This window comes from Desulfomarina sp. (assembly GCF_054039375.1).
Genome location: NZ_JBPLBA010000205.1, coordinates 1 through 24,338 on the forward strand (window position 1 = coordinate 1; position 24,338 = coordinate 24,338).

23 protein-coding genes are annotated in these 24,338 nt (G+C 46.0%); 11 read left to right on the forward strand and 12 right to left on the reverse strand.

The genetic code is table 11. The features are described 5' to 3' along the window. The first annotated feature begins 1,037 nt into the window (after positions 1-1,037). Positions 1,038-2,105, forward strand: a complete 1,068-nt coding sequence (locus ACXLDX_RS11745) for a DUF4388 domain-containing protein (RefSeq protein WP_457577376.1) — start codon at positions 1,038-1,040, stop codon at positions 2,103-2,105. On the opposite strand, the gene ACXLDX_RS11750 is transcribed toward ACXLDX_RS11745, so the two are convergent. The 4 genes from ACXLDX_RS11750 to larB all read right to left on the reverse strand — a co-directional run bounded on the left by ACXLDX_RS11750 (position 2,100) and on the right by larB (position 7,494). Next, the gene (locus ACXLDX_RS11750) at positions 2,100-2,732 is read right to left on the reverse strand and encodes an HAD family hydrolase (protein WP_457577377.1); all 633 of its coding nucleotides are present in this window, start codon (positions 2,730-2,732) and stop codon (positions 2,100-2,102) included. The two genes, ACXLDX_RS11745 and ACXLDX_RS11750, sit on opposite strands and share 6 nt — an antisense overlap. A 16-nt stretch (positions 2,733-2,748) precedes the next feature. Then, a complete protein-coding gene (locus ACXLDX_RS11755) occupies positions 2,749-3,480 on the reverse strand; it encodes a YkgJ family cysteine cluster protein (protein ID WP_457577378.1) in 732 nt (243 codons plus the stop codon). Positions 3,481-3,490: 10 nt separating this feature from the next. After that, positions 3,491-6,064: a protein translocase subunit SecD gene (secD, locus tag ACXLDX_RS11760; protein ID WP_457577379.1), complete on the reverse strand. Its 2,574-nt coding sequence runs from the start codon at positions 6,062-6,064 to the stop codon at positions 3,491-3,493. Positions 6,065-6,729: 665 nt separating this feature from the next. Beyond that, positions 6,730-7,494 (reverse strand): nickel pincer cofactor biosynthesis protein LarB, encoded by a 765-nt coding sequence (larB, locus tag ACXLDX_RS11765; RefSeq protein ID WP_457577380.1) that lies wholly within the window; start codon positions 7,492-7,494, stop codon positions 6,730-6,732. Positions 7,495-7,853: 359 nt separating this feature from the next. On the opposite strand from larB, the gene ACXLDX_RS11770 reads away from it, so the two are divergent. Beyond that, complete coding sequence (locus tag ACXLDX_RS11770) at positions 7,854-8,300, forward strand: NIL domain-containing protein (protein WP_457577381.1); 447 nt, start codon at positions 7,854-7,856, stop codon at positions 8,298-8,300. A gap of 112 nt (positions 8,301-8,412) precedes the next feature. Here ACXLDX_RS11770 and ACXLDX_RS11775 read toward each other — a convergent pair whose 3' ends face one another. The 3 genes from ACXLDX_RS11775 to trxA form a co-directional block, all read right to left on the reverse strand. Beyond that, complete coding sequence (locus ACXLDX_RS11775) at positions 8,413-9,225, reverse strand: outer membrane protein assembly factor BamD (RefSeq protein WP_457577382.1); 813 nt, start codon at positions 9,223-9,225, stop codon at positions 8,413-8,415. A 90-nt stretch (positions 9,226-9,315) separates the two neighbouring features. Beyond that, on the reverse strand, positions 9,316-10,263 hold the full coding sequence (gene trxB, locus ACXLDX_RS11780; RefSeq protein WP_457577383.1) for a thioredoxin-disulfide reductase: 948 nt from the start codon (positions 10,261-10,263) through the stop codon (positions 9,316-9,318). 94 nt (positions 10,264-10,357) lie between these two features. Further along, positions 10,358-10,723, reverse strand: a complete 366-nt coding sequence (trxA, locus tag ACXLDX_RS11785) for a thioredoxin (protein ID WP_457577409.1) — start codon at positions 10,721-10,723, stop codon at positions 10,358-10,360. Between the two features lie 727 nt (positions 10,724-11,450). Here trxA and hemL point away from each other — a divergent pair. The 7 genes from hemL to rimO all read left to right on the forward strand — a co-directional run bounded on the left by hemL (position 11,451) and on the right by rimO (position 16,811). Continuing rightward, positions 11,451-12,743: a glutamate-1-semialdehyde 2,1-aminomutase gene (gene hemL, locus ACXLDX_RS11790; protein ID WP_457577384.1), complete on the forward strand. Its 1,293-nt coding sequence runs from the start codon at positions 11,451-11,453 to the stop codon at positions 12,741-12,743. Positions 12,744-12,832: 89 nt separating this feature from the next. After that, positions 12,833-13,093, forward strand: a complete 261-nt coding sequence (locus ACXLDX_RS11795; RefSeq protein ID WP_457577385.1) for an AtpZ/AtpI family protein — start codon at positions 12,833-12,835, stop codon at positions 13,091-13,093. Further along, positions 13,090-13,515, forward strand: coding sequence for an ATP synthase subunit I (locus ACXLDX_RS11800; RefSeq protein ID WP_457577386.1), 426 nt, complete (start codon positions 13,090-13,092; stop codon positions 13,513-13,515). The genes ACXLDX_RS11795 and ACXLDX_RS11800 overlap by 4 nt, the downstream gene beginning before the upstream one ends. Positions 13,516-13,523: 8 nt before the next feature. After that, positions 13,524-14,246: a F0F1 ATP synthase subunit A gene (gene atpB / locus ACXLDX_RS11805; protein WP_457577387.1), complete on the forward strand. Its 723-nt coding sequence runs from the start codon at positions 13,524-13,526 to the stop codon at positions 14,244-14,246. A 113-nt stretch (positions 14,247-14,359) separates the two neighbouring features. Next, the gene (gene atpE / locus ACXLDX_RS11810; protein WP_228855603.1) at positions 14,360-14,611 is read left to right on the forward strand and encodes an ATP synthase F0 subunit C; all 252 of its coding nucleotides are present in this window, start codon (positions 14,360-14,362) and stop codon (positions 14,609-14,611) included. Between the two features lie 103 nt (positions 14,612-14,714). Continuing rightward, positions 14,715-15,452, forward strand: a complete 738-nt coding sequence (locus ACXLDX_RS11815; RefSeq protein ID WP_457577388.1) for a nucleoside phosphorylase — start codon at positions 14,715-14,717, stop codon at positions 15,450-15,452. A 3-nt stretch (positions 15,453-15,455) separates the two neighbouring features. Next, positions 15,456-16,811: a 30S ribosomal protein S12 methylthiotransferase RimO gene (gene rimO / locus ACXLDX_RS11820; RefSeq protein ID WP_457577389.1), complete on the forward strand. Its 1,356-nt coding sequence runs from the start codon at positions 15,456-15,458 to the stop codon at positions 16,809-16,811. Positions 16,812-16,883: 72 nt separating this feature from the next. Here rimO and ACXLDX_RS11825 read toward each other — a convergent pair whose 3' ends face one another. The 5 genes from ACXLDX_RS11825 to ACXLDX_RS11845 form a co-directional block, all read right to left on the reverse strand. After that, entirely contained in the window at positions 16,884-17,171 is a 288-nt protein-coding gene (locus ACXLDX_RS11825; RefSeq protein WP_228855606.1) for an HU family DNA-binding protein, read from the reverse strand. Between the two features lie 234 nt (positions 17,172-17,405). Next, complete coding sequence (locus tag ACXLDX_RS11830; protein ID WP_457577390.1) at positions 17,406-18,110, reverse strand: pseudouridine synthase; 705 nt, start codon at positions 18,108-18,110, stop codon at positions 17,406-17,408. Between the two features lie 8 nt (positions 18,111-18,118). After that, a complete protein-coding gene (locus tag ACXLDX_RS11835) occupies positions 18,119-19,897 on the reverse strand; it encodes a UbiD family decarboxylase (protein WP_457577391.1) in 1,779 nt (592 codons plus the stop codon). 12 nt (positions 19,898-19,909) lie between these two features. Then, on the reverse strand, positions 19,910-20,146 hold the full coding sequence (locus ACXLDX_RS11840) for a hypothetical protein (protein ID WP_457577392.1): 237 nt from the start codon (positions 20,144-20,146) through the stop codon (positions 19,910-19,912). A gap of 105 nt (positions 20,147-20,251) precedes the next feature. Continuing rightward, positions 20,252-20,659 (reverse strand): secondary thiamine-phosphate synthase enzyme YjbQ, encoded by a 408-nt coding sequence (locus ACXLDX_RS11845; protein WP_457577393.1) that lies wholly within the window; start codon positions 20,657-20,659, stop codon positions 20,252-20,254. Positions 20,660-21,330: 671 nt separating this feature from the next. Between ACXLDX_RS11845 and ACXLDX_RS11850 the strand changes: the two genes are divergently transcribed. Continuing rightward, positions 21,331-22,935 (forward strand): glycogen synthase, encoded by a 1,605-nt coding sequence (locus tag ACXLDX_RS11850; protein ID WP_457577394.1) that lies wholly within the window; start codon positions 21,331-21,333, stop codon positions 22,933-22,935. Positions 22,936-23,169: 234 nt separating this feature from the next. Further along, the gene (gap, locus tag ACXLDX_RS11855; protein WP_457577395.1) at positions 23,170-24,174 is read left to right on the forward strand and encodes a type I glyceraldehyde-3-phosphate dehydrogenase; all 1,005 of its coding nucleotides are present in this window, start codon (positions 23,170-23,172) and stop codon (positions 24,172-24,174) included. Positions 24,175-24,338: the final 164 nt, after the last annotated feature.

Sequence of the window (24,338 nt, forward strand, 5' to 3'; positions counted from 1 at the left end):
TCAAATGAAAAAGTGTCAGTCCAGATCATTTTATAATCAGTCTAAAGTGATTTTTGAAATACGCCTGATAAAACAGGCCCAATCCCCAGACTCACAAATAACAGGCTGAGTTTCATACGTAATCAGAGTTATTTTTAAATTTGACCCGGCAACGCCCAGGTGGAACGCTGATTACGTACAAAACTCAGCTTGATACTTGTAGATTTGGGGGTGATTGACGTGAAGCATCCTGTTTTTCTGGAATACTTTGATTATAATGACCTGAATAACCCGGAAATGACTCCCAGGCACTTCAGTTTCTTTTGGCCGGGTTGAACCACGACGGCTGCAGTCAAGCCCCCATGGACGGATTTTCAACGTCTCTCGGACAAGGTCAGAACGGGACTCATTGCTGAAATTAACGACATAGACATGGAATTAGAAACCATGTGAATTGTTCGACTGGTTCTAAAGCAGGAAGTGCTGAAAGGGTGGAGATGATTTATGGGATAACAGGTGATTCTAGCCTGCCTGTCGGGATCAGAATTATTCAGGTATATTCCATAATGCTTATATTGAAAAAGAGTGAATCAGTTATGGTATCAGGGCTGATCCAGAGATCAGGGAATCAGGACATGCCGGAAAAGACTTGTGCACATCAGCATGATTGAGTATTACCCGTAATGAATAATTGAAGGAATTCCTGTATATACTCTATCATTAAGGAAGACTGAAGTCGAATAATCACAATTACAGGTAAATCCTGCAATTGACATGTTCGGAGGCTGCGCCTTATCTGCTGGAGATGTAAGGTTCAATAGGGCTGACAAGCCATTGAAAACGAAGCTTACATTTTTTATTTTCCGAAGTGCAGGAACAAGGGGTAAATATACTCCCAGGCGCTACATTTCCACGGTCTTTTTGGTGATTGTACTGGCCGGCCGGGTCGAACAAAAGAGACCATGAAAATTTCAGTTCAGAGGTGATAACGCATAGAGTCATAAATTGTGTGAACAGTTGCTATTACCGAAACAAGCGTTCAATCTCAGTAAGGAAGTATGAAAGCAATTAACTGGTTTTTTTCCATAGTTGATCAGAAAAACTGCCCTCTGTACGAGGTCGGTGAAAAACTGATTCTGTCTGAAAAAACACTTTCCTGTCCTGACGGAAAAGAGGTTTGCCTAATTCTGGTTCGAGACATGACACAATTGCTGTTTCAGTTACTTGATGATACGTCGGCCGGGGGAACACTGCCTGAGGATAAGGTTTTTAACTGCAGCGGATGTACCGGTCTTATAAAATTTTCCCCTTCCGCAGAAAAGGATTCAAAGTCTTCTCTCACGGGTACGGAGGCGGTTGTCGGTTCTGTTCTTAAGGCGATTTTTTCTAAAATCGGTGCCAGTCCGTTTCTCAAAGCACTTCCAACCGATCAAATCGAAGAAATATTGGCTCATTTCAGGGAAATAACTTTGATGGAAGGTGCAGTCCTGATTCGGAAGGGAGAACAGAATTTCAATTTATATCTTATAGTGGAAGGTGAATTTCAGGTTGAAGATGAAGCTGTTGTCCTTGGTGTACTCAAGACAGGAGAGTTATGCGGTGAGATGAGCTATCTCGGAGCGGATGTCGCTGTGTCTACCGTGAGAGCCGTGAAGAAGTCAAAAGTTCTTGCCATTGAGGGAGATGTTTTTGGTCGTCTTCTCGGGAACAATGGGTCCGTACAGGCTTTTGTGGCAAAACTGCTTGCCGGACGGCTCAGAAAATCGAATGCCGCTCGTTCCAGGGACTTTGAAGCATGTATGAGCGGGAGACTGGATCAAATTGTGCCGGCGGAGCTTTTTCAGATTTTTCATATGCATCAGAAGACCGGAGTCTTGACGATGGAACTGCCAGAAGGTGAGGGTAAAGTTGCTTTTCGTGAAGGCTGTCTCATCAATGCAAGTTACGCCGGGGAAAAAAACCAGGAAGCAATTTTTAAAATACTTGGTGAAAACAAGGGGCTGTACAGGTTTACCACAGGACTGTCTCCACGGGATATGAAGGCAGCAGAAATTGGTGATTTCATGATGCTTCTGATGGAAGGCGTAAAAAGGGTTGATGAAGATCTGGAAAACGGGGATTCATGAAAAATCTTTCTGAAAAGGAGGCAAATCAAGAATTTCCATAAAAGACGACACATGATATTTCCCGTTTAAGTCAGGATTCTTGAAGGCAATGAGATCCACATTGCATGAAGCTGCATGCTGTTCATCTATGATGGAATCACCGATGAATATTGCGTTGCCAGGGAAACAGCTGTAAAAGTCAAGTATTTCAAGCAGTGCATCTGGCGCAGGTTTTGGTCTGGAGGCGTTGGCGGCGGTCATGACTTTGCCGAAATAACGGGAGAGGCCAAAGGATTCAAGAAGAGGTTGCATTGTATTGGTACGGTTGGTGGAAATGGCCAGGGCGTAGAGTGGGTTGACCTGTTCGAGAAAAGGTAACAGGTCTGGCTCCATGGTCATGTACCTGAGAAATGGATCATAGCTGATTTTTTGTCTGAATTCATGTATATCCTGAATTGAGATGTCTTTATATTTTCTGAAAATATGGCTAAGGGATTCATCAACACTGTGCATGTGTACAAAATCAGCTTCTTCATCACTCATCTCACAGCATTTGAACTCTTTTAGAAGATAATTATAATATTTTCGGTTCGCCTCTTTCGAATCAAACATTACTCCATCACAATCAAATACTATAAGTTTCAGCATGGCCTGTTAATGTGTTTTAAAAGGAATAGAGTTCCTTCTGGAGGAAGTCTATGGAAAAGAGCAGCAGTTTTTCGTCATTCTTTAGATTCTTCTTTTCGGCTGCAGTGAGTGTGTTTTTGTGAATTTTACCTGAAAAAAGCTGTTTTCTGAAGGTGTCGAGATCATACAGGGCCAGAATAAAGAGTTCTACCTGTTGTGGTGATGGCCGATAGCCATTACGAACAGCATCGTGCTGCAGAATACAGGCAACAGCATCATTGTACCTGTTGTATTGCAGAAGCCCCTGTTCCCGACTGTAACTGACGGGGGTCTGTTTATGGTTTTCTTCAAAACCCCGGCAGTGTTTTTCTTTCATGAGGACATGGAATTCCTCGATTCCTTCACTGTTACGTATGACTGCTCTGCCAAGGGGATATGCCCGGCAGGCGGATGGGCGGTTTTCATAAACGGAGCAGCCGTTTTTTGTGATAAAGGCGCAGCTGGCCCGTCCGTCATCAACCATGGTCAGGTAGAATTTCGGGAAGGGGTCTTCAGGAGCGTGTTCCATGAGAATGTATTGATCGAGCAATTCCCTGGAGGACAGGCCGGTTCCTTTGCGCAGACGCAGGACATCGTATGGTGTGAGTGCCAGCTCCAGCATTCTGCAGCAGTCGGTAAAACAGGAAACGCCCCTGTGGCAGGAAAAAGAAAAACCAGTTTCTCCGGCAATTCGTGTTACAAATTCCGGGAGCTGTCTGTCGGTTACCATGATTCAGGTTTTATACTTTTTTCGGCTTCCAGAGAGTGAGAAGCGGGCTTGCTATGAATATGGAGGAATAAGTTCCGACAACTATACCTGTCAGCAGCGCAAAAGAAAAATCATGGATTACAGATCCGCCCATGAGAAAGAGTGCCAGCAGTGTAAGGGCGGATGTCAGCGAGGTTACAACCGTACGGCTGAGTACCTGGTTGATACTGTCATTAATGGTTGATGCCAGATCCCTGGCACCTGTTTTACGCATATTTTCCCTTATCCTGTCAAAAACGACCACCGAGTCATTGAGGGAATAACCGGCAAGAGTCAGAAGAGCGGTTACAATAAGCAGGGTGATTTCAACATTCATAATCCAGCAGATACCAAGAACCACCAGAACGTCATGGAAGGTGGCTATTGCCGCTGCAAGACCAAAACGGATGTCAAAACGCATGGCCAGGTAAATGATAACCCCGGCAAGGGAAATAATGATGGCCTGGATGGCTTTATTTCGTAGGACGGCACTGACCGATGAACCGATTTCAGACTGGCTTTCCAAAACAAAATTCTTATCGGCAAGATGGTCTGTTTTCGAGAGAATATTGCCAACGGTTTCACTGAGATTACCAACTACTTTTTCAGATTTTTTGATCTTGACGATCAGGCGATGTTCATTCTCAACTTCCTGGAGATTGACATTTTTCATGCCGTTTTCGGCAAAGGCCTTTCGAACCTCACCCATTTTGAAGTCCCGGCTCGCCTTGTACTGGAGAAGAGATCCACCTGAAAAATCAACCCCCATATTGGCCTTGCCTCTGGCTATCTGAATAAAGGCGATCAGGCCAATGGTTACAAGAACCGCAGAGAGGGCGTAGGTGATGTTTTTGATTTTCAGGTAATCCAGATTCGGCCGTTTGGAAAACTGGAGAAAGTTCAGCTTTTTCATGGGCCGTATGGTGTTGAGGGTATCAAACATGAGTCGTGAATAGAACAATGAGGCAAAGAGGTTGAAGATAATTCCCAGGGAAAGAGTAATAGCAAAACCTTTAATTGGCCCGGTTCCGAACATGAACAGGGCCATGGCTGTGATAAGGGTGGTCACCTGGGAGTCGACAATGGTGAGAAATGCCTTGCCAAAGCCGGCATCAATACTTGAGCGAACCGACTTTCCAAGAGCATACTCCTCTCGCATTCGTTCAAAGATGAGAACATTGGCATCAACCGCCATGCCTATCGAAAGTACAATACCTGCAATACCCGGAAGGGTAAGTGTGGCATTGAGGATTGCCAGGCCGGTGAACAGAAGGAGAATGTTGAGGATCAGAGCACTGTTGGCAATCAGGCCCGATGTTCTGTAGTAGATCATCATGAAGCCGAGAACAAGAATTGAACCGAACAGGCCTGAATAAATGCCCTTGGTGATGGAGTCCTGGCCGAGGCTGGCTCCAACCGTCATGTTCTGTATGATGTCAACGGGTGCCGGCAGGGCACCCACTCTCAGGACAATAGCAAGATCTGCTGCCTCTTCATGGGTAAAACTTCCAGAAATCTGGGCCGATCCCCCAAGAATACGCTCTCTGATGACGGGAGCTGAACGGACTATCTCGTCGAGAACTATCGCCATCCTTCTGCCCACATTCTTTTCCGTGAGCGAGGCAAAGACTTTACCGCCCCGGCCTGTCATATCCAGGCTGACGTATGGCTCATTGAAAGTACCACCAATTCTGACCTGAGCGTCCTTGATCATTTCCCCGGTCATGAGTGTTTTATTTTCAAGAAGCAGTGGGGTCATTGTCTCCCGACCGGTTTTTTTATCGATGTTTTTCTCAAAATGAATGGATGTATTTTCAGGCAGCCTTCCCTGGAGAGCACGATTCAGTTTGAGGATTGATTCGCCATCTTTCCATTTACCGGAAGCACGAACCTGGTCTACCAGTTGTTTCAGGTTCAGTCCTGCACTTTCCGCAACAAGTTTGAACTCCAGCTGGGCTGTGTCACCAAGGAGTTTCAGGGCACGCTTTGGATCTTTTACACCAGGAAGCTGGATGACAATTTCATCATCACCCTGCCGGATAATAACGGGCTCGGCCACACCAAACTGGTCAATTCTGTTTCGGAGGATTTCAAGAGACTGTTCTACTGCGTGGGTTTTTATATAGTCCTTTTTCTCCTGTTTCAAGGTGAGAAAAATCCGGGGGAAACTGCCTTCCTTTGCCTCTATGCGGGGAGAAATATCAGGAAAATCTTCGGCGATGATTGCCTTGACTTGATCTAATGCTCCGCTGTTTGGGAGAGTGAAGATGATAGTGTCGGAAGATGGGGATGATGTCCTGACTGCACTGATTGACTGTTCCGCCAGAGTGTCCTTGAGATCGCCGGCTGCAAATTCAAGGGCATTTTCCTCAGCTTTTTTCAGGTTGACTTTGAGGATAAGGTGCATGCCTCCCTGAAGATCAAGACCGAGTCGAAGTCCTTCCGGCGCCATATAAGTTTTCCACCATGTCGGTGTCTGAGAATAAAATGACGGGACAATTGTAATGATTGCAAGGAGGAGAACAGAAGCCAGAAAAGCAAGTTTTACTTTGAGTAGAGTGTTCATGATACCCCGAAGGTAGGTATAAGTAGAAAAAAGAAAAGTAGAAAAAATAATTAAAACGTTGCAGCTATGTCAAACTCAGCGATTATAACGCAATAGCTGAATCTTGCAATACTCTGTCCTGCAAATTTTCTTATCCTTCCTGAAAATTTAGTTAATCCTGAACCCGTGAGCGTTCAATGGTGATGCATTTGATTTATGAATTTATATGAACTTTTCAAGTAATTACTCACATGTACCGCAGCTTTTCACGGTCTCTTTTGTCCGCATAGGTAGGCTGTAGCGAGCAAAAGAGCCTGTGAAAAGCTGTGGCACCTGTGAGTAATTACAGTTCAGGGGCAATAAAATCATAAAGTTGCTGCCCCTGTGATCAGTTACTTTTTCAGTTTGTTAGCCGAAGATAATCACGAAGCCATCACAGCTCCAGGTTAAAGGGAGCTCCGGGGCAATGGTCTTGCAGTAATTGTTCATTTCGGGACAGACACAAAAAAAGTACTGTTCTGACTTTGGCGGAGGGTGTCTGCAGTCAGGACAGCTGAAGTCAAGTTCCCATGGACGGGTTTACGGCGTCCCTCGGGCGAGGTTGGAATGAAATCCATCGCTTAAGTTAAGAGGCATTGGTTCAGTTGGTATAAAATAGTAGAGCTGTTGCTGCAGTTTTACAGGAGTTACGCTGGTTTTTTAATTCTGTTAATTGCTTCGGCCATGCATGCAGCCCCGAAACCATTGTCAATATTGACAACAGCAACGCCGGGTGCACAGCTGTTGAGCATGCCAAGCAGGGCTGCAATCCCGCCAAAGCTGGCACCATAACCAACGGAAGTGGGGACAGCAATGACAGGGCAGCTGACCAGTCCACCGATAACGCTTGGAAGGGCACCTTCCATACCGGCGGCAACAATGATAACAGCAGCATCGTTGAGTAGGGTTCTGCGGTTAAAAAGCCGGTGCAGCCCGGCCACACCGGCATCATAAAGGGTTTCTACGGGATGCCCCAGGGTGGAGAGGGTTATTCTCGCCTCCTCGGCAACAGGAATGTCCGAGGTTCCAGCGCTGACGACAGCCGTATATCCTCTGTAGCTGGCCGGAGATTCATTCTGTTCATTACAGGTCAGGATATGTGCATCCCGGTGGTAAGTGAGAGAAGGGAGGGCTTTTGTGACTTTGGCCGCCTTGTCTTCATTTACCCTTGTTGCCAGCAGAATCGTATTCTGCCTGAGGAAGGCGGAAGCGATGGAGATTATCTGCTCCGGTGTTTTTCCGGCACCGAAAATTACTTCAGGAATACCTGTTCGAAGGGTGCGTTGGTGGTCAAGACAGGCATCCTCAAGAGTCTCTGCCGGAAACGTGCTGAGCCTGTTGACTGTTTCTTCCAGTGAAAGTGTACCGTTTTTCAGATCGGTCAGCAGGGTTGTTAAAGTTTGTCTGTTCATGATTGGCTTTTTATTCAGGTAGTAATGAAACGTAACTGCTCACAGATTCCACAGATTTTACTCAAAAGAGATAAAGGTGCTTGCGAAAACGGCAGCCTGAAAGTAGACTTCAGGAGGCTGTCCGAAAAAATATCCTTTTCAGCGACTTTGTGTTGTTTTTAAAAATAATGTTTAATCTCACGTAGATGATTGTGCTTATTTTTCAAACACATTCTATTAGTGAATTTATTTGAACTTTTCAGGTTTTTACCCGAAAAAGAACACCGAATCCGTCACGGATTCAGGAAAATGGTTGTTCCCGGGAGGACTTTTAAGGTCCCTTCTGTTCCCTGTTTTATATTTTATTTAAAGAGGTCATTGTGTTTACGCAAATATATCTACTCCGTTTCCCGAAAGATACTTCAGACCAACCTTTTGTCTACAGGTTGGTCAAGGAATATGATATTGAATTTAATATTCTCAAGGCTGATATCCTTCTGCAGAGAGAAGGGGTTATGATCATTGAGCTGAAAGGCAGCAGCAAAAGTAATGTCAAGGCCGGGCTTGATTACCTCAGGGAAATGGGAATCAAGATAGAACGACTGGCAGCGCGTATCCGCCGTGACGATAGAAAGTGCTTCCAGTGCGGTGCCTGCACTGCGGTATGCACTCCCGGGGCGCTCTATATAAAACGCCCTGAAATGGAGGTGATTTTTGATGCTGAAAAATGCACAGGTTGCAGTTTGTGCGTTTCTTTATGTCCCGTCAGGGCCATGGAGGTGTCCCTGGGGGAAGACTGGGTATTGTTTGAGGCCTTCAAGGTGTGATTCTGTTCCTAATCATGCAGTAACAACTGTATTGTGATCTGTACGCATAAAAATCTGGACCGTGAAAAACAGGCCTGTGTAACCGCTTACCGGATTAAGGCTACCTGTAAAATCAGTGTTTGAATTCCTCCGCTGCACTGTCTGCTTCATCATTGGCAAAAAAAGACCAGTCGGGCAGATCTATTTTCGGGAACCATTTTGTCAGCTGTGACCTGGGTGGATCGCCGGCTTCAATCCTTGCCAGAAGTTTTTTTGCTTTTTCTGTTATTGAAGTATTCGGGTACATGGTCAGAATATATTTAAGACGAGTTTCAGCCTGATCGTATTTTTCCGTCCTGACATAATATTCCGCCACAAAAAATTCATGGTTGGCCAGAAACTCTGTTGCTGAAGCAATCAGTGATTTTGCCTCTTCAGTGTAGGGTGACTCCGGATAGGCTTTAAGCAGCTGTTTAAATAATTCAATCGCCTCAACAGCGCCAGAAGTATCCCTGTCAATTCTGTCAATGCGCTTGTAATTGCACATGGCTTTCTGAAACATGACATAGGGAATGGACTCGTTGGTCGGATGGTTATTCTCAAATTCTTCATACAGCAGCAGAGCCTCCTGGTAACGTCCCAGATGATAGCTGCAGTCTGCAGCCTTCAGTTCTGCAAGGGTGGCTTCCGGGCTGAAAGGATACCTGTTGAGTATTTCTTCAAAAAATTCTATTGCTGTGAAGTATTTCCCGACGTTGTAATCGTCCATACCTTTTATGGCAAGGCTTTTGGATGGAAGTTCCTGTGGCTCTTCCTTAGGTGTATCGGAGAGAAAATCAAAGGTGGATTTCAACTCGGCACACCCGGTGAGCAGAATGGTTGCCAGGCAGGTGGAAATTATAAGACGGAACAGCTGAATGTGCCGTGTTTTTTTAATTATTTCCATGGTATATTGTTGTTATGTGAAAGTCAGAACCTGGATTTTACGCAGTTCCGATCTGGTTTGCGCTGACAATCAGCAGCAGTTTATTTCGTATTACTTACAGGGCATCCTCAGGTTGTTGAGGTATTTTTCCGCTGCCAGTACCGCAACTGCTCCTTCACCAGCCGCATTGACAATCTGGCGAACGTCTTTGCTGCAGATATCTCCCGCAGCCATTACTCCCGGTACAGCGGTGCAGGATTCTATATCTGTTGGAATAAATCCCCATTTGTCAGCTTCGAGGAGGTCAAGGGGAAGAACTTCATTATTGGGGGTGACTCCAATCAGGATAAAAACTCCCTCTACTTCCAGGGTGGATGTGGAACCGTCTTTGTTGAGAAGTTGAAGTTTTTCCACACCGTTTTCCCCTTCGATTGCCGTAACCTGTGAGTTCCAGATAAAATCGATTTTTTCATTGGCAAAAGCAGTTTCCTGGACAATTTTTGTTGCCCGCAGTTCATCTCTACGGTGGATTACGGTAACACGACTGGCAAATTTGGTGAGATAATCGGCTTCCTGGACAGCGGTATTTCCGCCACCGATTACAGCCACATGCATGTTCCTGTAAAAAGGTGCATCACATGTGCCGCAATAGGAGACTCCTTTGCCGCGCAACTCGTGTTCACCAGGGACACCCAGCGTATTGGCACTGGCTCCGGTGCACAGAATAAGAGTGTCACAACTGACGGTCCTGTCTCCGGAGAGATGAAGAATTTTTTTCTTTTCATCGCTTAAATCAACCCTGGTGACTTCCTCAGTCATGATATTGAGGTCGAAACGTTTGGCGTGCTGGGTCATTTTTTCTACCAGGTCAAATCCGGATATTCCCTCAGGAAAACCCGGGTAGTTATCAACCCAGTCGGTAAGAAGAACCTGTCCACCCGGGGATCCTTTTTCAATCAGTACGTGATCAAGGCGTGCCCGTGCAGCATAGAGTCCGGCAGAGAGTCCTGCCGGCCCCCCCCCCAGTATAACAAGCTCGTAATGGTCTTTTTCTTTCATCTGTACGTCCATATGTGTGGGATATAAACAGAACAATGGCTGTCTGTTTCGTTACAGCAGCAGTGTAAGAAACAGGCAGCCAGAATCGGAAGGATCAACCTGCTTTGTTGATCAGATCAACCAGCTGGGATTTTCCTACTGATCCAGTGATCTGGTCAACGACTTCCCCATCCTTGAAAAGGATAAGGGTGGGAATGGCTCGAATACCGAATTTCCCGGGTGTCACCGGGTTATCGTCCACATTCATTTTTGCGATAGTGACTTTTCCATCATATTCTTCTGCCAGGTCCTCAATCACTGGTCCAATTGCCTTGCAGGGACCGCACCAGGGAGCCCAGAAATCCACAAGAGTAGGCTGTTCTGATTTTACTGTAGCATCAAACTCCGCATCGTTTAACTGCAGAACCTTATCGCTGGCCATGAGCATCTCCTTTGAGTTGGATATCGTATATAGTGTTATGAACCGGAAAACACCAATCTGCTTATGCCCAAATCCCGCAATTGGCAAATTTACTGGAAAAGCCCAGGCCAATGGTGCTGTTCAGTTTTTATACTTCAAACCATTGATAATGAAGCGGATCCAGTGAATTTATTGTTCCCAGGGGGCAAAGAAAAAACAGGATTCAGGTTATACTTTTTCGCCAGTTTACATGGTGCCCATTTTGCTGACAAGGAAAAACAGTTTTGCCGGGTGAATTGTTCCGGTTTCTGTTTCCGGCCGTGTTCATAACAATTCTTTCTGTGCTTTTGTATATTGTGCATAAATTCGAAAAAATCAAGGGGAGATGTGAAGAGCTGGTAATGGAAAAAATGAATTCATAAGAGCTGTTAATCAGGAATTGGGTGACATAAAAAGGAGCTCCATGCTATATTGTCATTCGGTTTAAAAAAAAATTGATTACCCATGAAACTCAGCCGAATTGTGGATGTGCCTGCTTTATCAGGTTGGTTTATGGTCAAAAATCACTGGAAATCTCAATTGACAAGAAATTTAAATGAAAAAGTGTCAGTCCAGATTATTTTCAAACCAGTACAATGTGATTTTTGAAATACGCCTGATAAAACAGGCAAATCCACAGGTTCACAAGTATCAGGCTGAGTTTTATACGTAATCAGATAAAAAAAGATGACGTTAGGTTTTTTTATACATCACAGGGGGGTTGTTATACCCGGAAAAAGGAGCAGTAATGGAAAATTCAGTTTCTCAGGATCTTTTTGAAAAGGCGTGTAAGGTAATTCCCGGCGGGGTAAACAGCCCGGTTAGGGCCTGTCGGTCGGTGGGCTGTGATCCTGTATTTATCGTCAAAGGTGAGGGGGCATCTGTTTTTGATGCGGATGGCAATGAGTATCTTGATTTTGTCTGTTCCTGGGGACCCATGATACTGGGACACGCTCATCCATCAACCGTTGCCGCACTGGGTGAGGCGGTAAAAGCGGGTACCAGCTTCGGAGCACCCACGCCATCGGAAATTGATCTAGCCGCCATGGTTGTGGAAGCAGTGCCTTCAATTGAGAAAGTCCGGTTTGTGAACTCGGGAACCGAAGCCACCATGAGTGCGGTAAGACTTGCGCGGGGATACACAGGTAAAAATGTAGTGGTTAAATTTGATGGCTGTTATCATGGACACGCTGATTCTTTTCTGGTGAAAGCAGGGTCGGGAGTACTTACCCTTGGAATTCCCGGGAGTCCCGGCGTGCCCGAAGATATTGTTAAGAATACCATCTCAATCCCCTATAACAACAAGGAAATTCTAGAAAAGACACTGCGTGATGAACAGCTTGATATCGCTTGTGTTATTATAGAACCAGTGGCGGGGAACATGGGGTGTGTTGCTCCCCGTGACGGCTTCCTGAAAAAGTTAAGAGAGTTGACCCGGGAGCTGGGTATTGTTCTTATCTTTGATGAAGTTATCACCGGGTTTCGACTGAGCTATGGTGGTGCCCAGGAATATTTTGATGTCATTCCCGACCTCACATGTCTGGGTAAAATAATCGGTGGCGGTCTGCCTGTGGGCGCCTATGGTGGCAGGGCTGAAATAATGAACCATATTGCCCCTGATGGCCCGGTCTACCAGGCGGGGACACTGTCCGGGAATCCTCTTGCCATGGCGGCCGGCAAGGCAACACTCGAGTTGCTGCAGCGACCCGGATTTTACGGAGATCTTGAGAAAAAAGCTGCCGGTTTTGCAGAAAAACTATCGGATGTTGCCGGGAAAACAGGAATGGATGTTGTGTTGAATCGGGTCGGTTCCCTGATGACATCATTTTTTACCGGAAATGATGTTGTTGATTTTGCATCAGCAATGAAGGCGGATACGGAGCGCTATGCATGCCATTACAGACAGATGCTTTCCCGGGGAATTTACCTGGCACCTTCCCAGTTTGAAGTGGCTTTTATTTCTGCCGCCCAGAGTGAAAATGATCTCGACAAGGCGGTGAAAATGACTGAATGGTCATTCAAAAAAATGCTGGAAAAGTGAAAATTCATTGACTTTGCGACGGAGTCATGATACCAAACTCCTTTATATTGTATAGAATTGAAGTTGTGTGAATTGAGGGGGTGAACAGAATGTCTGGTGTGAAAAAAGAATTTGTTCAACTCCTGGCCAATTATGGTCATATCGGTTTTACATTTGTAGCTTCAATTCTCATAGGTCTCGGTGGAGGAATTTACCTCGACCAGAAAGTGTTTGATGGCCGGACATCACCATGGTTCACTTTTGTCGGGCTGGCGCTTGGCATTGCCGCCGGGTATAAATCGCTTTTTGAAATTCTCTGGCGTGACAGGAATCTGGAAAAAAAGTCAGACAAAGAGGATCAGGGGGATTGAGTAAAGAAGAGTTTTCGTCCCTGCACCGGATGCAGATAACCTGCTGGTTTGTTCTGGCAATATTGATGCTGGGAGCATTCATTTTCAGTTCTGTTTCTTTTGCAACGGCTGTTTTTGCGGGAGGACTTATCGCAAATATCAGTTTTCTCGTTTCCCATAGAGACATTATGGGATTTATCGGGTCCATTACATCTCATGCAGACCCCGAGAGAAGGCAGGCTGAGGCGGATCAGGGCCGGAAGGGATACATTCTCAAATTCTGGCTGCGTATTGTAATTATAGGTATTGTATTGTTCTTTTTGATTCAAAGCAGAATGGTCAATATCTTTGGACTAATTTTAGGGTTGTCAACGGTAGTGATTGCGGTGGGTTTTGTTTCCATGGAACTGATCGGACGCTACTACTTCAGTGGGAGGAGGTAAAAAGGGTTATGGAACATCCGATACTATTTATTTCGATTATTCTTGAAAAGCTGGGGCTGCCGATACCACACGGACCGGTTGGACACACTTTTCTTGAGAAACTGTGCGAGCCGTATATGACATACACCTGGCTTGTCATGGCGTTTCTCTTTTTTGTGAGTAAACTCACACTTGGAAATCTTGAAATGGTTCCGGGTAAAGGCCAGAATTTCTGGGAGATTGTAGTCGGTGGAATGGATGATTTCTTTACTGAAAATATGGGCAGGGAAATGACCGATAAGCTTTTTCCCATGATAGCAACATTCGGTCTTTATATCGCTGTGGCGAACCTGATTGGACTCATTCCGGGATTCATGTCACCAACTGCCAGTATAAACACAACCCTGGGTTTGACTATTATTGTCTGGATAGTTCATCATATTATAGGATTCAGAGCCCATGGATTGAGTTATTATAAACATTTTGTCGGTCCTGTATGGTGGCTGTCCTGGCTTCTGCTGCCCATTGAAATTATCAGTAACTTTGCCAGACTTATTTCTCTCTCAATTCGACTTTTTGGCAATATCATGGCCAAGGAGACGCTGCTGACTATTCTTTTCATGCTGGCTGGAGCGTTTTTCGCGCCCCTGCCCATCATGATACTTGGTGTCCTTGTATCACTTGTCCAGGCAATGGTTTTTGTCTTGCTGACAGTGGTTTATATATCCCAGGCGGATGCTCATGCTCATTAAGGAGTCGCAGGATTCGGTTATATATGCAATAAAATAACAGTGTAAAAGCAGAGTGCTTTTTTGGAAATAAAGAAGAAGGCCAAATAACAATTTATTATTTTAAGGAGAAGAAAATGGAAGGAAATATTCAGTTAGCTCTTATATGTGTAGGCGCAGCTCTGTCAATCGGTCTCGCAGGTCTTGGAGCAGGGATTGGTATTGGTTCTGTTGGTAACGGTGCCTGTCAGGGGCTTGCCAGGAATCCGGAAGTTCAGCCCAAATTGATGGTATTTATGATTCTCGGTATGGCTCTTGCGGAATCAGTCGCTATTTACGGACTGGTTGTTTCTCTTATCCTCCTCTATGCCAATCCGCTGCTTGGATAGAAGAGACTGGTTTAAGCTTTATTGGATGTTTTCAAGGGGCCTGCAGAGAAGAATCTGCAGGCCCCTTTTTTTTACTGAATCCCTGGGCGCACAGGCGTAAAAAATGAGAAATGAAGAAGTTGATATTCTGATTCATCCCAGGCGGGGAAAACGGGAACCGGCCATCCCGGAAGTCGGATTGTTGCTTGTTAATCCCGGGGAAGCTGAAAAAGCCCATTTCTGCGTAAGAAACAGCGGGGGAGAGTCCAGGTTTCTCTTCAATTCGAATCTTTCAGTTAATTCTGAAAAAGGTTTTTTTGTTGCTGGACCTTCTATTGGCGCTCCAATGGCGACAATGACTCTGGAAAAACTGATAGCTCTGGGCGCAAAAAAGATTATTCTTTTTGGCTGGTGCGGGGCGATTGCCGAAAAGATGGCCGTTGGTGATATAATACTTCCCAATGGAGCAGTTGCTGGAGAAGGGACATCACGTTATTATCTGGAATCAGACGAAATTTCTCCATCACAAAATCTCTTGTCTCGGCTGGAACGCTTTTTTAACCAACATGATTATTCAACTGAAACCGGGAAAATATGGTCGACAGATGCGATTTATCGGGAAAGCAGGCGGCAACTGTTTTCCTTGAGAGATAAAAAGAATGTTGTGGGTGTGGATATGGAATTCTCCGCACTCTGCTCGGTGGCACAGTTCAGGCGGGCTGAATTCGCTGCAGTTCTGGTGGTTTCCGATGAACTTTATCATGCAGGCTGGAAGCCTGGGTTTGCGGCAACTGTTTTTAAAAGAACCTGCAGAGATGCAATTGGTCTGCTTTTAAATCAATTTCTCCCGGAGGGGATGTAAGGGATGCCCAGTTTTAATCTGATCAGTCTTGGATGTGCAAAAAATCTGGTGGATTCTGAAATTATGCTCGGCTGTCTTGCAGCAGAAGGCTGGGATTTGGTTGAATCACCGGAAGAGAGTGATCTGCTGTTGCTGAATACCTGCGGGTTTATTGAACCCGCCGTTGAGGAGGCAATTGACGAAATTCTGGAACTGGTCAGAATCAAGGAACTGTTTCCAGAAAAGAAGCTGGTAGTGGTGGGTTGTCTCGTTCAGCGCTATAAGGAAAAACTGGTAAAAAGTCTTCCGGAAGTTGATCTTTTTATTGGTACGGAAGGCGCGGCCGAGATAGCAGGTCTTGTTTCACCACTTTTTGCGGGGAGGGAATTTTCTCCAGTTGTATTGCCGGAACGGATGATTATGAACAGTACTCTTCCCCGTCTTATTTCTACCCCCGGGGCAAGGGCCTGGTTAAAAATAACCGAGGGATGTGACAACAGATGTGCCTATTGCATGATTCCATCGATTCGCGGTAATCTCAGGAGCAGGGCGGTAGAGGATCTTGTGGCGGAGGCACAGAATCTTGAGGGGCAGGGAATAAAAGAACTTTCCCTGATTGCACAGGATTCCACTGCGTATGGCAATGATCTTGGACAGGGGACAGATCTGGTGCAGCTTGTTCGGGAACTGCTTCAACATACATCTGTTCCCTGGTTGCGCCTTCTTTATCTTTATCCTTCCGGGATCACTGAAGAACTCCTTGAGTTGATCTCCACCAATCCCAGACTGGTTCCCTATCTCGATATTCCATTTCAGCATGTGAATGATAGAATATTGAAGAACATGAACAGGAGATATGGTGGGGATGAGCTGCATCTTCTTCTTGAAAAAATCAGAAAGGAGATTTCAGATATTGCCATCAGAACCACTTTTCTTGTGGGTTTCCCCGGGGAGACCGAAAAGGAATTTATGGAGATAGAATCTTTTCTCAGGGAAGAAATGATCGACCATGTGGGTGTATTCAGCTATGCCAATGAAGAGGGGTGTCCTTCGGAAAAATATGATGGACAGCTTTCCCAGGATGAAAAGAAGAGGAGATGTGATCATCTTCTCGCACTGCAGGCAGATCTTTCAAAGGATATACAGCAGAAATATGTGGGCAGGGTCGAGCCGGTTCTGGTTGAAGGGTTGAGTCGGGAAACCGAATTACTCCTGGAGGGCAGGACCAGATATCAGGCTCCGGAAGTAGATGGCTGTGTCTATATTAACGAAGGAAACGCAGCCGCAGGCGATATTGTGCATGTCAGGATCAGCAGTGCGCAGGTATATGATCTTGTGGGAGGGATCGTCACAGGAAATGACATGGCCTCCGGCTCTTGAGCAGTTTTCAGGAAACAACGCACACCACTTGTCCATGTGCGTTGTTTTATCGGAAGAGGCACTGAGGCAGGATTACTGCTTTTTGTTCGCGTTAACCTTTTCCCGCAGATCCTTGCCCACTTTGAAAAAAGGAAGTTTCTTGGGTTTTACCATTATTTTTTTTCCGGTTTTTGGGTTCCGACCTTCGTATGAATCATATTTTTTGATAACAAAACTGCCAAAGCCACGGATTTCAATACTTTCACCTCTTGCCAGTGCTTCTGTCATCGTTTCGATAACAGTTGTAGTGATTGCTGCTGCTTCGCGGTGAGGTATGTTTATTTCCTGTGCCAATGCCTCAATGAGTTCTGATTTGTTCATACTCAACTCCTGTCTTCGGAAATCAAATAGTGGTCCTTTACACGTTATGACGGCAAAAAAAACCGCCGAACGCAAAAAGTGAATGAAGTTCAAACCTTACACAAAAAGCCTCAGGGTCAAACAAAAATCTATTATAACAGTATGTTAGAAGAATGAAGTCTCTCTCCCTTGTCAGCGATCAAACTCCTAACTGTTTAGATTTAATCAGCTAATTATAGGTTTGTAAAGTAAATTCTATAAAAAGACTTTTTTTAGGTCTTCTCCGTCGAGCTTCCGGTAGTGCCCGGAGGGGAGCTTGCCGAGTTGAAGTCGACCATAGGCAATGCGTTTGAGATGGATCACGGGATGTCCGACTGCCCCGAACATTTTTCGCACCTGGCGTTTTCTGCCTTCGTGGATGGTGATACGGATTGTACTGTTTTTTCCCTTTTGAAAAAGGAATCGAATTCTGGCAGGCGCGGTCATTTTTTTTTCGAGCATAATTCCTTTTTCAAGCAGGCCAATCGTGGTTCGTTTGATATGTCCACGGACAACTGCCTCATAGGTTTTGTTTGTTTCAAAACTTGGATGCTGTACCTTCTGGGCAAACCGGCCGTCATTTGTAAGAATAAGGGCTCCTTCCGTATCGAGGTCCAGTCGACCGACGGGAAAGAGGCGGGTGTTGATATTTTTAAGCAGGTTTCTGACAACCGGTCTTCCCTGGGGGTCCGAGAGTGTTGTCACGTACCCTGCAGGTTTATTGAGCAGATAGTACTCATATTGTTCGTTCAACGTGACGGGGTGCCCGTCAAAGGTTACAGTGTGGCTGCCCGGAGTGATTTTTACTCCGGGCTGATCAACAATTTTACCGTCAATCCTGATTCTTCCAGCCAGGATGAATTCTTCACATTTCCGTCGGGATGCCACTCCGCAGCTGGCCAGGTATTTCTGTAATCTCACCGGATTCTTCATCGCCATCGGGCCGGAATAAGATTTGTGAATTTTTTATCCACCAGTTGTTTAGTTTTTTGATCCACTTCAAGTATATCGGTGTACCAGGGTTTCATTCGACAGTCGAATACGATCGGAGGGGTCAGTCCCACGTGGAACCTCTGTACAGTGGTGGCTTTGCAGTGAATGTCGGCAGCAGGCTCAAAACGGGTGAAAAAAGTCCAGAGAAAATCCTGCATGCTGCGTGTAGTTTCATTACAGTTGTCCACCAGGATGATAACGGGCCAGTTTGCTAATGTTTTGTTTTCTGCAAGTTCCCGGGCAAGGGTTGCATTTTCATCGTATGGTTTCCCCTGAATGACAAGAGTCCCAGGTAAAAAAACGATAGGTCTGCTGCAATCTCCGGGCAGTTCTCCCGTGAATTCACCGGGAAGCTCACGTTTTTTCTCTCTGCCAAGTCCCATGAGCATGGCCTTGGATCCTTTGTTGACTGAAGGGCCGGTATAGTCAAGAGTATCCTGGGAGACATTGGCAAAAACGAAGAGATCGCGTTGCCATTCGACCCGTTCCAGAATATGAGTCCACAATCTGCCGAAATCTGAGATATCCACGTCACCATCGGTGAGAAGAAGGAACTTGGTGAGGGAAAGCTGTCCTTCACCGAGTATTCGCAGACCGCAGCCAAAGGCCTCCCGTGGATATCTGTCACATACACGGGCTGCGGCAAGGCAATGAAATCCTGTTTCTCCATAAGTCTTCAGTTCTCTGACTCCTTTCATGACCAGGGGGAAAAGAGGAGAGAGCAGCTCCTGCAGGTAGTCGCCGATAAAAAAATCTTCCTGTCTGGGTCTGCCGACAACTGTTGCGGGATAGACAGCATCTTTTCTGTGGTAAAGATGGCTTACCTGGAAAACAGGATAGTCGTGTTTCAGTGAGTCGTAGCCATAATGATCTCCGAAAGGACCTTCCGGGTGACGGAGGTGGGGTGGTACCTGGCCTTTAATGGCAAATTCGGCGTTTGCCACAAGCCTGTGACCACCCCGGGGGTCATCAACCATTTTAAGTTTTTCACCAAGAAGCAGAGAGGTGAGAATAAGTTCGGGAAGATCTTCGGGAAGCGGTGCAATGGCGGAGAGCATGAGTGCCGGAGGGCCTCCGATAAAAAGTGTCAACGGCAGGGGCTGGTTTCTCTTTTCCGCTTCAAAATAGTGGTTGCCTCCACCCTTGTGAATCTGCCAGTGTATTCCGGTGGTCGTGTCGCTATGTCGCTGTATGCGGTACATCCCTAGATTATGGGCTCCGCTCCGGGGATGCTCTGTATAAACCAGAGGCAACGTGACAAAGGGACCACCATCGCTGTGCCATGATGTGAGCATGGGCAGGGAACTCAGTTTTGCAGGAGATTGGAACTTCTCGAGGATGGGTCCGTTCTTTACCGTTTTGAGGCCGATTTTCATTCCGTCGAGGAAAAACCCGCGGTTATCCCAGAGTTTTGCCAGCGAAAGCGGCATGATTGATTCAGCAAGCCGCACAAGGTCGCGTACGAATTGCTGCGGCTTCCCGCCAAAGGCAAGGTCGAGCCGTCTGGCGGTACCAAAAAGGTTGGTGGTTACCGGAAAGGAGGAATTTTTCACATTGGTGAAAAGCAGGGCCGGGCCCTGCCGGAGGATGATCCTCCGGTGAATTTCAGCGATTTCCAGGAAGGGGTCAACCTCTTCATCAATGACTAGAAGTTCATCTTCCCGCTGCAGTAGATCCAGGTAACTGCGCAGATCATGGAGTCTGGATATGGACACGTGTTTTTCCTGTTATTTGATGTTTTTTTGCTCATTGAGGAAAAAACGATGATATTCATCCTCTGTCAGGTGCTTTCTGAGCAGTGCCATAAAGGTATCAACGTGGGTGTCAATTTCCACGCGGGACAGTCTGGATGCAAGAAGATCAGCAAATGCAGGCTGACCGCTGAGACGTAAAAAAGCTGCGAACGAGCTGCGGTCCAGCTCTTCTGACAAGCCAAAGCAGATTGAAGCGATGTCTGATTTCATGGAAACAATATGACTACTCACAGGGTTATTGACCTTGTGAGCAATTACGGTTCAGGGAGAATAAACTCACAGGGCTGTTGTCCCTGTGAGTAGTTGCTTTTTAATTCAGTCTCGGTCGGGAATGATTTTCCAGTGTATTTTTCGTGTTCTGGGTCCGTCAAACTCACAGAAAAAAATCTTTTGCCAGGTTCCAAGCATGGGCCTGCCGTTAATGATATTGATAACCAGTGAATTACCCATGAGAGAGGCCATGATATGAGCAACCGAGTTTCCCTCCAGATGACTGTAATCCAGTCCTGCAGGAACAATATTCAGAAAACCCTTTATAATATCGGAACGCACAGCAGGATCAGCCCCCTCGTTTATGGTCAGCCCTGCAGTTGTATGTGGATTAAAAAGATAACAGAGGCCGGAAGAAACGGAAACATCAGTAATGATGTTTTCAACGGTAGAGGAAATATCTATCAGTTTCATTGTTTCCGGTGTGGAGAGAGTAAAAGTTCCGTTCAGCATGATTTCTCCTGTGATATCTTTGGCATTCCTTGACATGGGAGTTATAGGCAATACAATGCTTGCAAAGTTTAAAAACATTCTGTATCCGTGTCAATTGCGTGGCTGTTTTTGAGATAAGTCATTGGAAAATAGATATAATATTTATAACTACGGACATTTGCAATAATCACTTCCGGCCGGTGGATGTTCACGGATTCGGGACAGTCATAAAATTAACAAGCAAGTCTGTTAAAAAAAAACTTGATTACCCATGAAACTCGACCGAATTGTGGATGTGCCTGCTCTATCGGGCTGAGTTTTATATGTAATCAGATAAAAAAATGACTTGCCACCTTTCGGGGGACCTGTTGCGGCGTATCCTGGTTTATTTAAATCCATTAAAAGAGTAAACTATAATCAGTGCACTCAAAAAATCAGGTTGGTCTTTTTGCCCGATATCTGCGTTGCCCGAAAAAATTTATCCTTGAAATATCAGTTATATGCCTGCGGTAAAATTTTCCGTGCGCCTTGATCTCGAACAAAAAGCCCCATTTCCGGACAGACACTAGGTAATCAGATTTTCAATTGAAGATCAATGCTTAAGTGAAAGACGTTGATTTGGGCATACTGAAAAGGTACCATGAGGGGTGGATGACTTTTTTGATCTGTGCGAAGGAGGAGTGAAGGTTACAATGGGAAACAACAGAAAACAGATAAAATATATCTGGATGGTCAGCAGGGAATATGGTGATCTGGCGGGTGCCGGCGGGGTAAAAGATGTTGTCTCCCAACTTGCGGAAGCTCTGGCCCGCTGGTCCGGGCGCTCTGTCCATGTTGTCTTACCCTGCTATGGGTTCATGGATTCCATTTCCCTTGGTTTTTCTCCTCTTATGGATCCGGAGGATCCCGAAAAGGTCCTGCAGTGTGAAATCGACATGGATCATCCGGATGAGAGGCGCAGGGAGAAGGTCAGGTATTTTTTCAGAAAAATCAACAAGGTTTCCCTCTATCTTGTAGACAGTGGTCGTTTTCGGGAAAAACAAGCGGTTTACACTTACACTGCAGAGGAGGAGCAGCTTGAAGCATGGCAAAAGGAATCCTCGGCCCATTATGATTATTTTGCCATGAATATTCTTCTCCAGAAAGCTGCCATGGAACTTATGGTGCTTCTGGATGCCCGGCCTGATGTAATCCATTGCCATGATGGTCATACCGCGGTGCTGCCTGCCATGATAAGGGAGTTGCCGGGTTATCGAAGTTATTTTCGTTCAAGCGGTTGTCTTGTGACAATTCACAATGCGGGTCTTGGTTATCACCAGGAGGTGGCAGACCTGCCGTACGCCTGTGCGGTAACAGGTCTTGCAAGGGAGATAATAGATGATCACCTGCTGGACGGGAAGTTTGATCCTTTTCTTGCAGCCGGTTCCTATGGACTGCTCAACACCGTCAGTGAAAACTATGCAAGAGAGTTGCAGGAAACGGAAAGTGATCGGCTCACCGGTTGGCTGGGGCATGCTCTTCTGGCCAGAAAGGTGAGGATTGAAGGGGTCACAAATGGTATTGACCCGTTACTTTTCAATCCTGCTGATACGGGCGAGGAAGAAAAATTTTCTTTTGATCCCGGCAATATTGATGATGATCTCCAGGGGAAAAAAGAGTGCAGGATTGCCTTCCTGAAAGATCTGCAGGACTGGAAGTGGCAAGAGAAACAGTACGGAACATTAGACAGTCCGGGAAATGGCCCGCTTTTCACCTTCATCGGCAGGCTGAGTGAACAGAAAGGTGTTGATCTTCTCCTGGAGGTGCTTCCCGTACTGTTTGAGAGCCGGGATAATGTTCAGGTGATGTTTCTCGGCAGTGGTGATGTCGATCTTGAAGACCGGTTGAAAAATTTTTCAGACAATCCAGCCTGGCAGAAGAAGATTTGTTTTATCCGGGGGTACAGTCCAGACCTTGCCCGGCGGATTTATAGTGCCGGAGATTTTTTCCTTATTCCTTCGAGATTTGAGCCATGTGGGCTGACGGATTTTATTGCCCAGCTTTTTGGTAATGTTCCTGTTGTTCACCTGGTGGGTGGGCTTGTTAAAGTGAAGGATGGCCTGACGGGCATTGGCTATGAGAATAACTCTCCAGATTCACTGCTTGATGCTCTGCAACGGGCTCTTGCATTGTATGCCGATAAGGAGAACCTCCGCCTGATGCAGTTACAGGGTGTACGGGAAATTGAAAAAAAATATACCTGGTCCCGGGTAATGAAAAGATACGTTGCTCTATATGAGCAGGCGGGACTGCTCTAAAAGGCAACCGGTACCTTTCCATAAATGGATCTTTCGCCCAAACTCTGTATCATGCTCAGAAAATAATGCTATGAATATCAATTATATGTCTGTGTTTATTTTTCTCAGGCCTTGATTTTGAAGGAAATTGCTCAATTATGGACAGATACTGATTACTCATCGGGACAACACTGTGATTTTATTGCCTGTGGGTAATTACGAAAAAGAAAACAAAAAAAAACGGGGAGAAGAGAAATGACAGTTAAGATTGGAATTAATGGTTTTGGACGTATCGGCAGGAATATATTCAGAGCAATAGATAAGGATCCTGCTTTTTCGGAAATCGAAGTAGTTGCCATCAATGATCTGACGGATAACAGAACGCTGGCCCATCTTCTTAAATATGACTCAGTCATGGGGGTTTATGACAGAGAGGTCGAGGGAACGGATGAAGGGATCATTGTTGACGGCCGTGAGATTGCGGTATCCAGTCATCGAAATCCGGCCGATATTCCATGGGGAGCGCTGGGAGTTGAGTATGTAGCCGAGTGTACCGGGATCTTTCGGGACGGGGAATCAGCCCAGGCGCATATTGATGGTGGAGCTGGAAAAGTAATTATTTCAGCACCTGCCAAAGGCAATGTCAAGACCTTTGTCATGGGTGTAAATGAGGATGAGTATGATGGTGCGGTACACCATGTCGTCTCCAACGCTTCATGTACCACCAATTGCCTGGCACCGTTCGCAAAGGTGATCCTGGATAAATTCGGTATCAAGAGGGGGCTGATGACAACGGTCCATGCCTACACCGGGGATCAGCGTCTTCTGGATTATCCCCATTCCGATCCCCGGCGTGCCAGGGCTGCGGCCATGTCCATGATTCCGACTAAAACAGGAGCAGCAGCGGCAGTTTCCCTTGTTATTCCTGAGCTCAAAGGAAAATTCGACGGCCTGGCTGTTCGGGTGCCTACTCCCACCGTCTCCCTTGTGGACGCAGTGATGGAGGTGGAAAGGGAGACAACGGTGGATGAGGTTAACCAGGCCCTGAAAGAGAGTGCGGACAGGTATCTTGGTTATACTGAGCTTCCGCTGGTTTCCATCGATTTCCAGGGTAACAGTCACTCATCAATAATAGACGCCCAGTCGACCAAGGTTATTGGCAGCACGGTGAAGGTTATGAGCTGGTACGACAATGAATGGGGCTATTCCAACAGGATGCTCGATCTGATCCTGCATATGGATAAAAACAAGGTTCTGTAATCTGGCAACTGGTAAGTTCGGGGCTGCGTCAACCTGCCGGATAATCGAGGGTCAATGGCGCCGGCCTATTGGCCGGGCCATTGATAACGAAGCAGGTAAGCAAGCCTGTGCGACTCCGGATCCGGTATAATCATCAATCGCTCAGTCCGGGAAAAATGTAAAAA

Bases quoted from the DNA above. Each gene is read 5' to 3' on its own strand.
- ACXLDX_RS11745 (WP_457577376.1), top strand. From the start codon at position 1,038: ATGAAAGCAATTAACTGGTTTTTTTCCATAGTTGATCAGAAAAACTGC.
- ACXLDX_RS11750 (WP_457577377.1), bottom strand. From the start codon at position 2,732: ATGCTGAAACTTATAGTATTTGATTGTGATGGAGTAATGTTTGATTCG.
- ACXLDX_RS11755 (WP_457577378.1), bottom strand. From the start codon at position 3,480: ATGGTAACCGACAGACAGCTCCCGGAATTTGTAACACGAATTGCCGGA.
- secD (WP_457577379.1), bottom strand. From the start codon at position 6,064: ATGAACACTCTACTCAAAGTAAAACTTGCTTTTCTGGCTTCTGTTCTC.
- larB (WP_457577380.1), bottom strand. From the start codon at position 7,494: ATGAACAGACAAACTTTAACAACCCTGCTGACCGATCTGAAAAACGGT.
- ACXLDX_RS11775 (WP_457577382.1), bottom strand. From the start codon at position 9,225: ATGGAAATAATTAAAAAAACACGGCACATTCAGCTGTTCCGTCTTATA.
- trxB (WP_457577383.1), bottom strand. From the start codon at position 10,263: ATGAAAGAAAAAGACCATTACGAGCTTGTTATACTGGGGGGGGGGCCG.
- hemL (WP_457577384.1), top strand. From the start codon at position 11,451: ATGGAAAATTCAGTTTCTCAGGATCTTTTTGAAAAGGCGTGTAAGGTA.
- ACXLDX_RS11795 (WP_457577385.1), top strand. From the start codon at position 12,833: ATGTCTGGTGTGAAAAAAGAATTTGTTCAACTCCTGGCCAATTATGGT.
- atpB (WP_457577387.1), top strand. From the start codon at position 13,524: ATGGAACATCCGATACTATTTATTTCGATTATTCTTGAAAAGCTGGGG.
- atpE (WP_228855603.1), top strand. From the start codon at position 14,360: ATGGAAGGAAATATTCAGTTAGCTCTTATATGTGTAGGCGCAGCTCTG.
- ACXLDX_RS11815 (WP_457577388.1), top strand. From the start codon at position 14,715: ATGAGAAATGAAGAAGTTGATATTCTGATTCATCCCAGGCGGGGAAAA.
- rimO (WP_457577389.1), top strand. From the start codon at position 15,456: ATGCCCAGTTTTAATCTGATCAGTCTTGGATGTGCAAAAAATCTGGTG.
- ACXLDX_RS11825 (WP_228855606.1), bottom strand. From the start codon at position 17,171: ATGAACAAATCAGAACTCATTGAGGCATTGGCACAGGAAATAAACATA.
- ACXLDX_RS11840 (WP_457577392.1), bottom strand. From the start codon at position 20,146: ATGAAATCAGACATCGCTTCAATCTGCTTTGGCTTGTCAGAAGAGCTG.
- ACXLDX_RS11845 (WP_457577393.1), bottom strand. From the start codon at position 20,659: ATGCTGAACGGAACTTTTACTCTCTCCACACCGGAAACAATGAAACTG.
- ACXLDX_RS11850 (WP_457577394.1), top strand. From the start codon at position 21,331: ATGGGAAACAACAGAAAACAGATAAAATATATCTGGATGGTCAGCAGG.
- gap (WP_457577395.1), top strand. From the start codon at position 23,170: ATGACAGTTAAGATTGGAATTAATGGTTTTGGACGTATCGGCAGGAAT.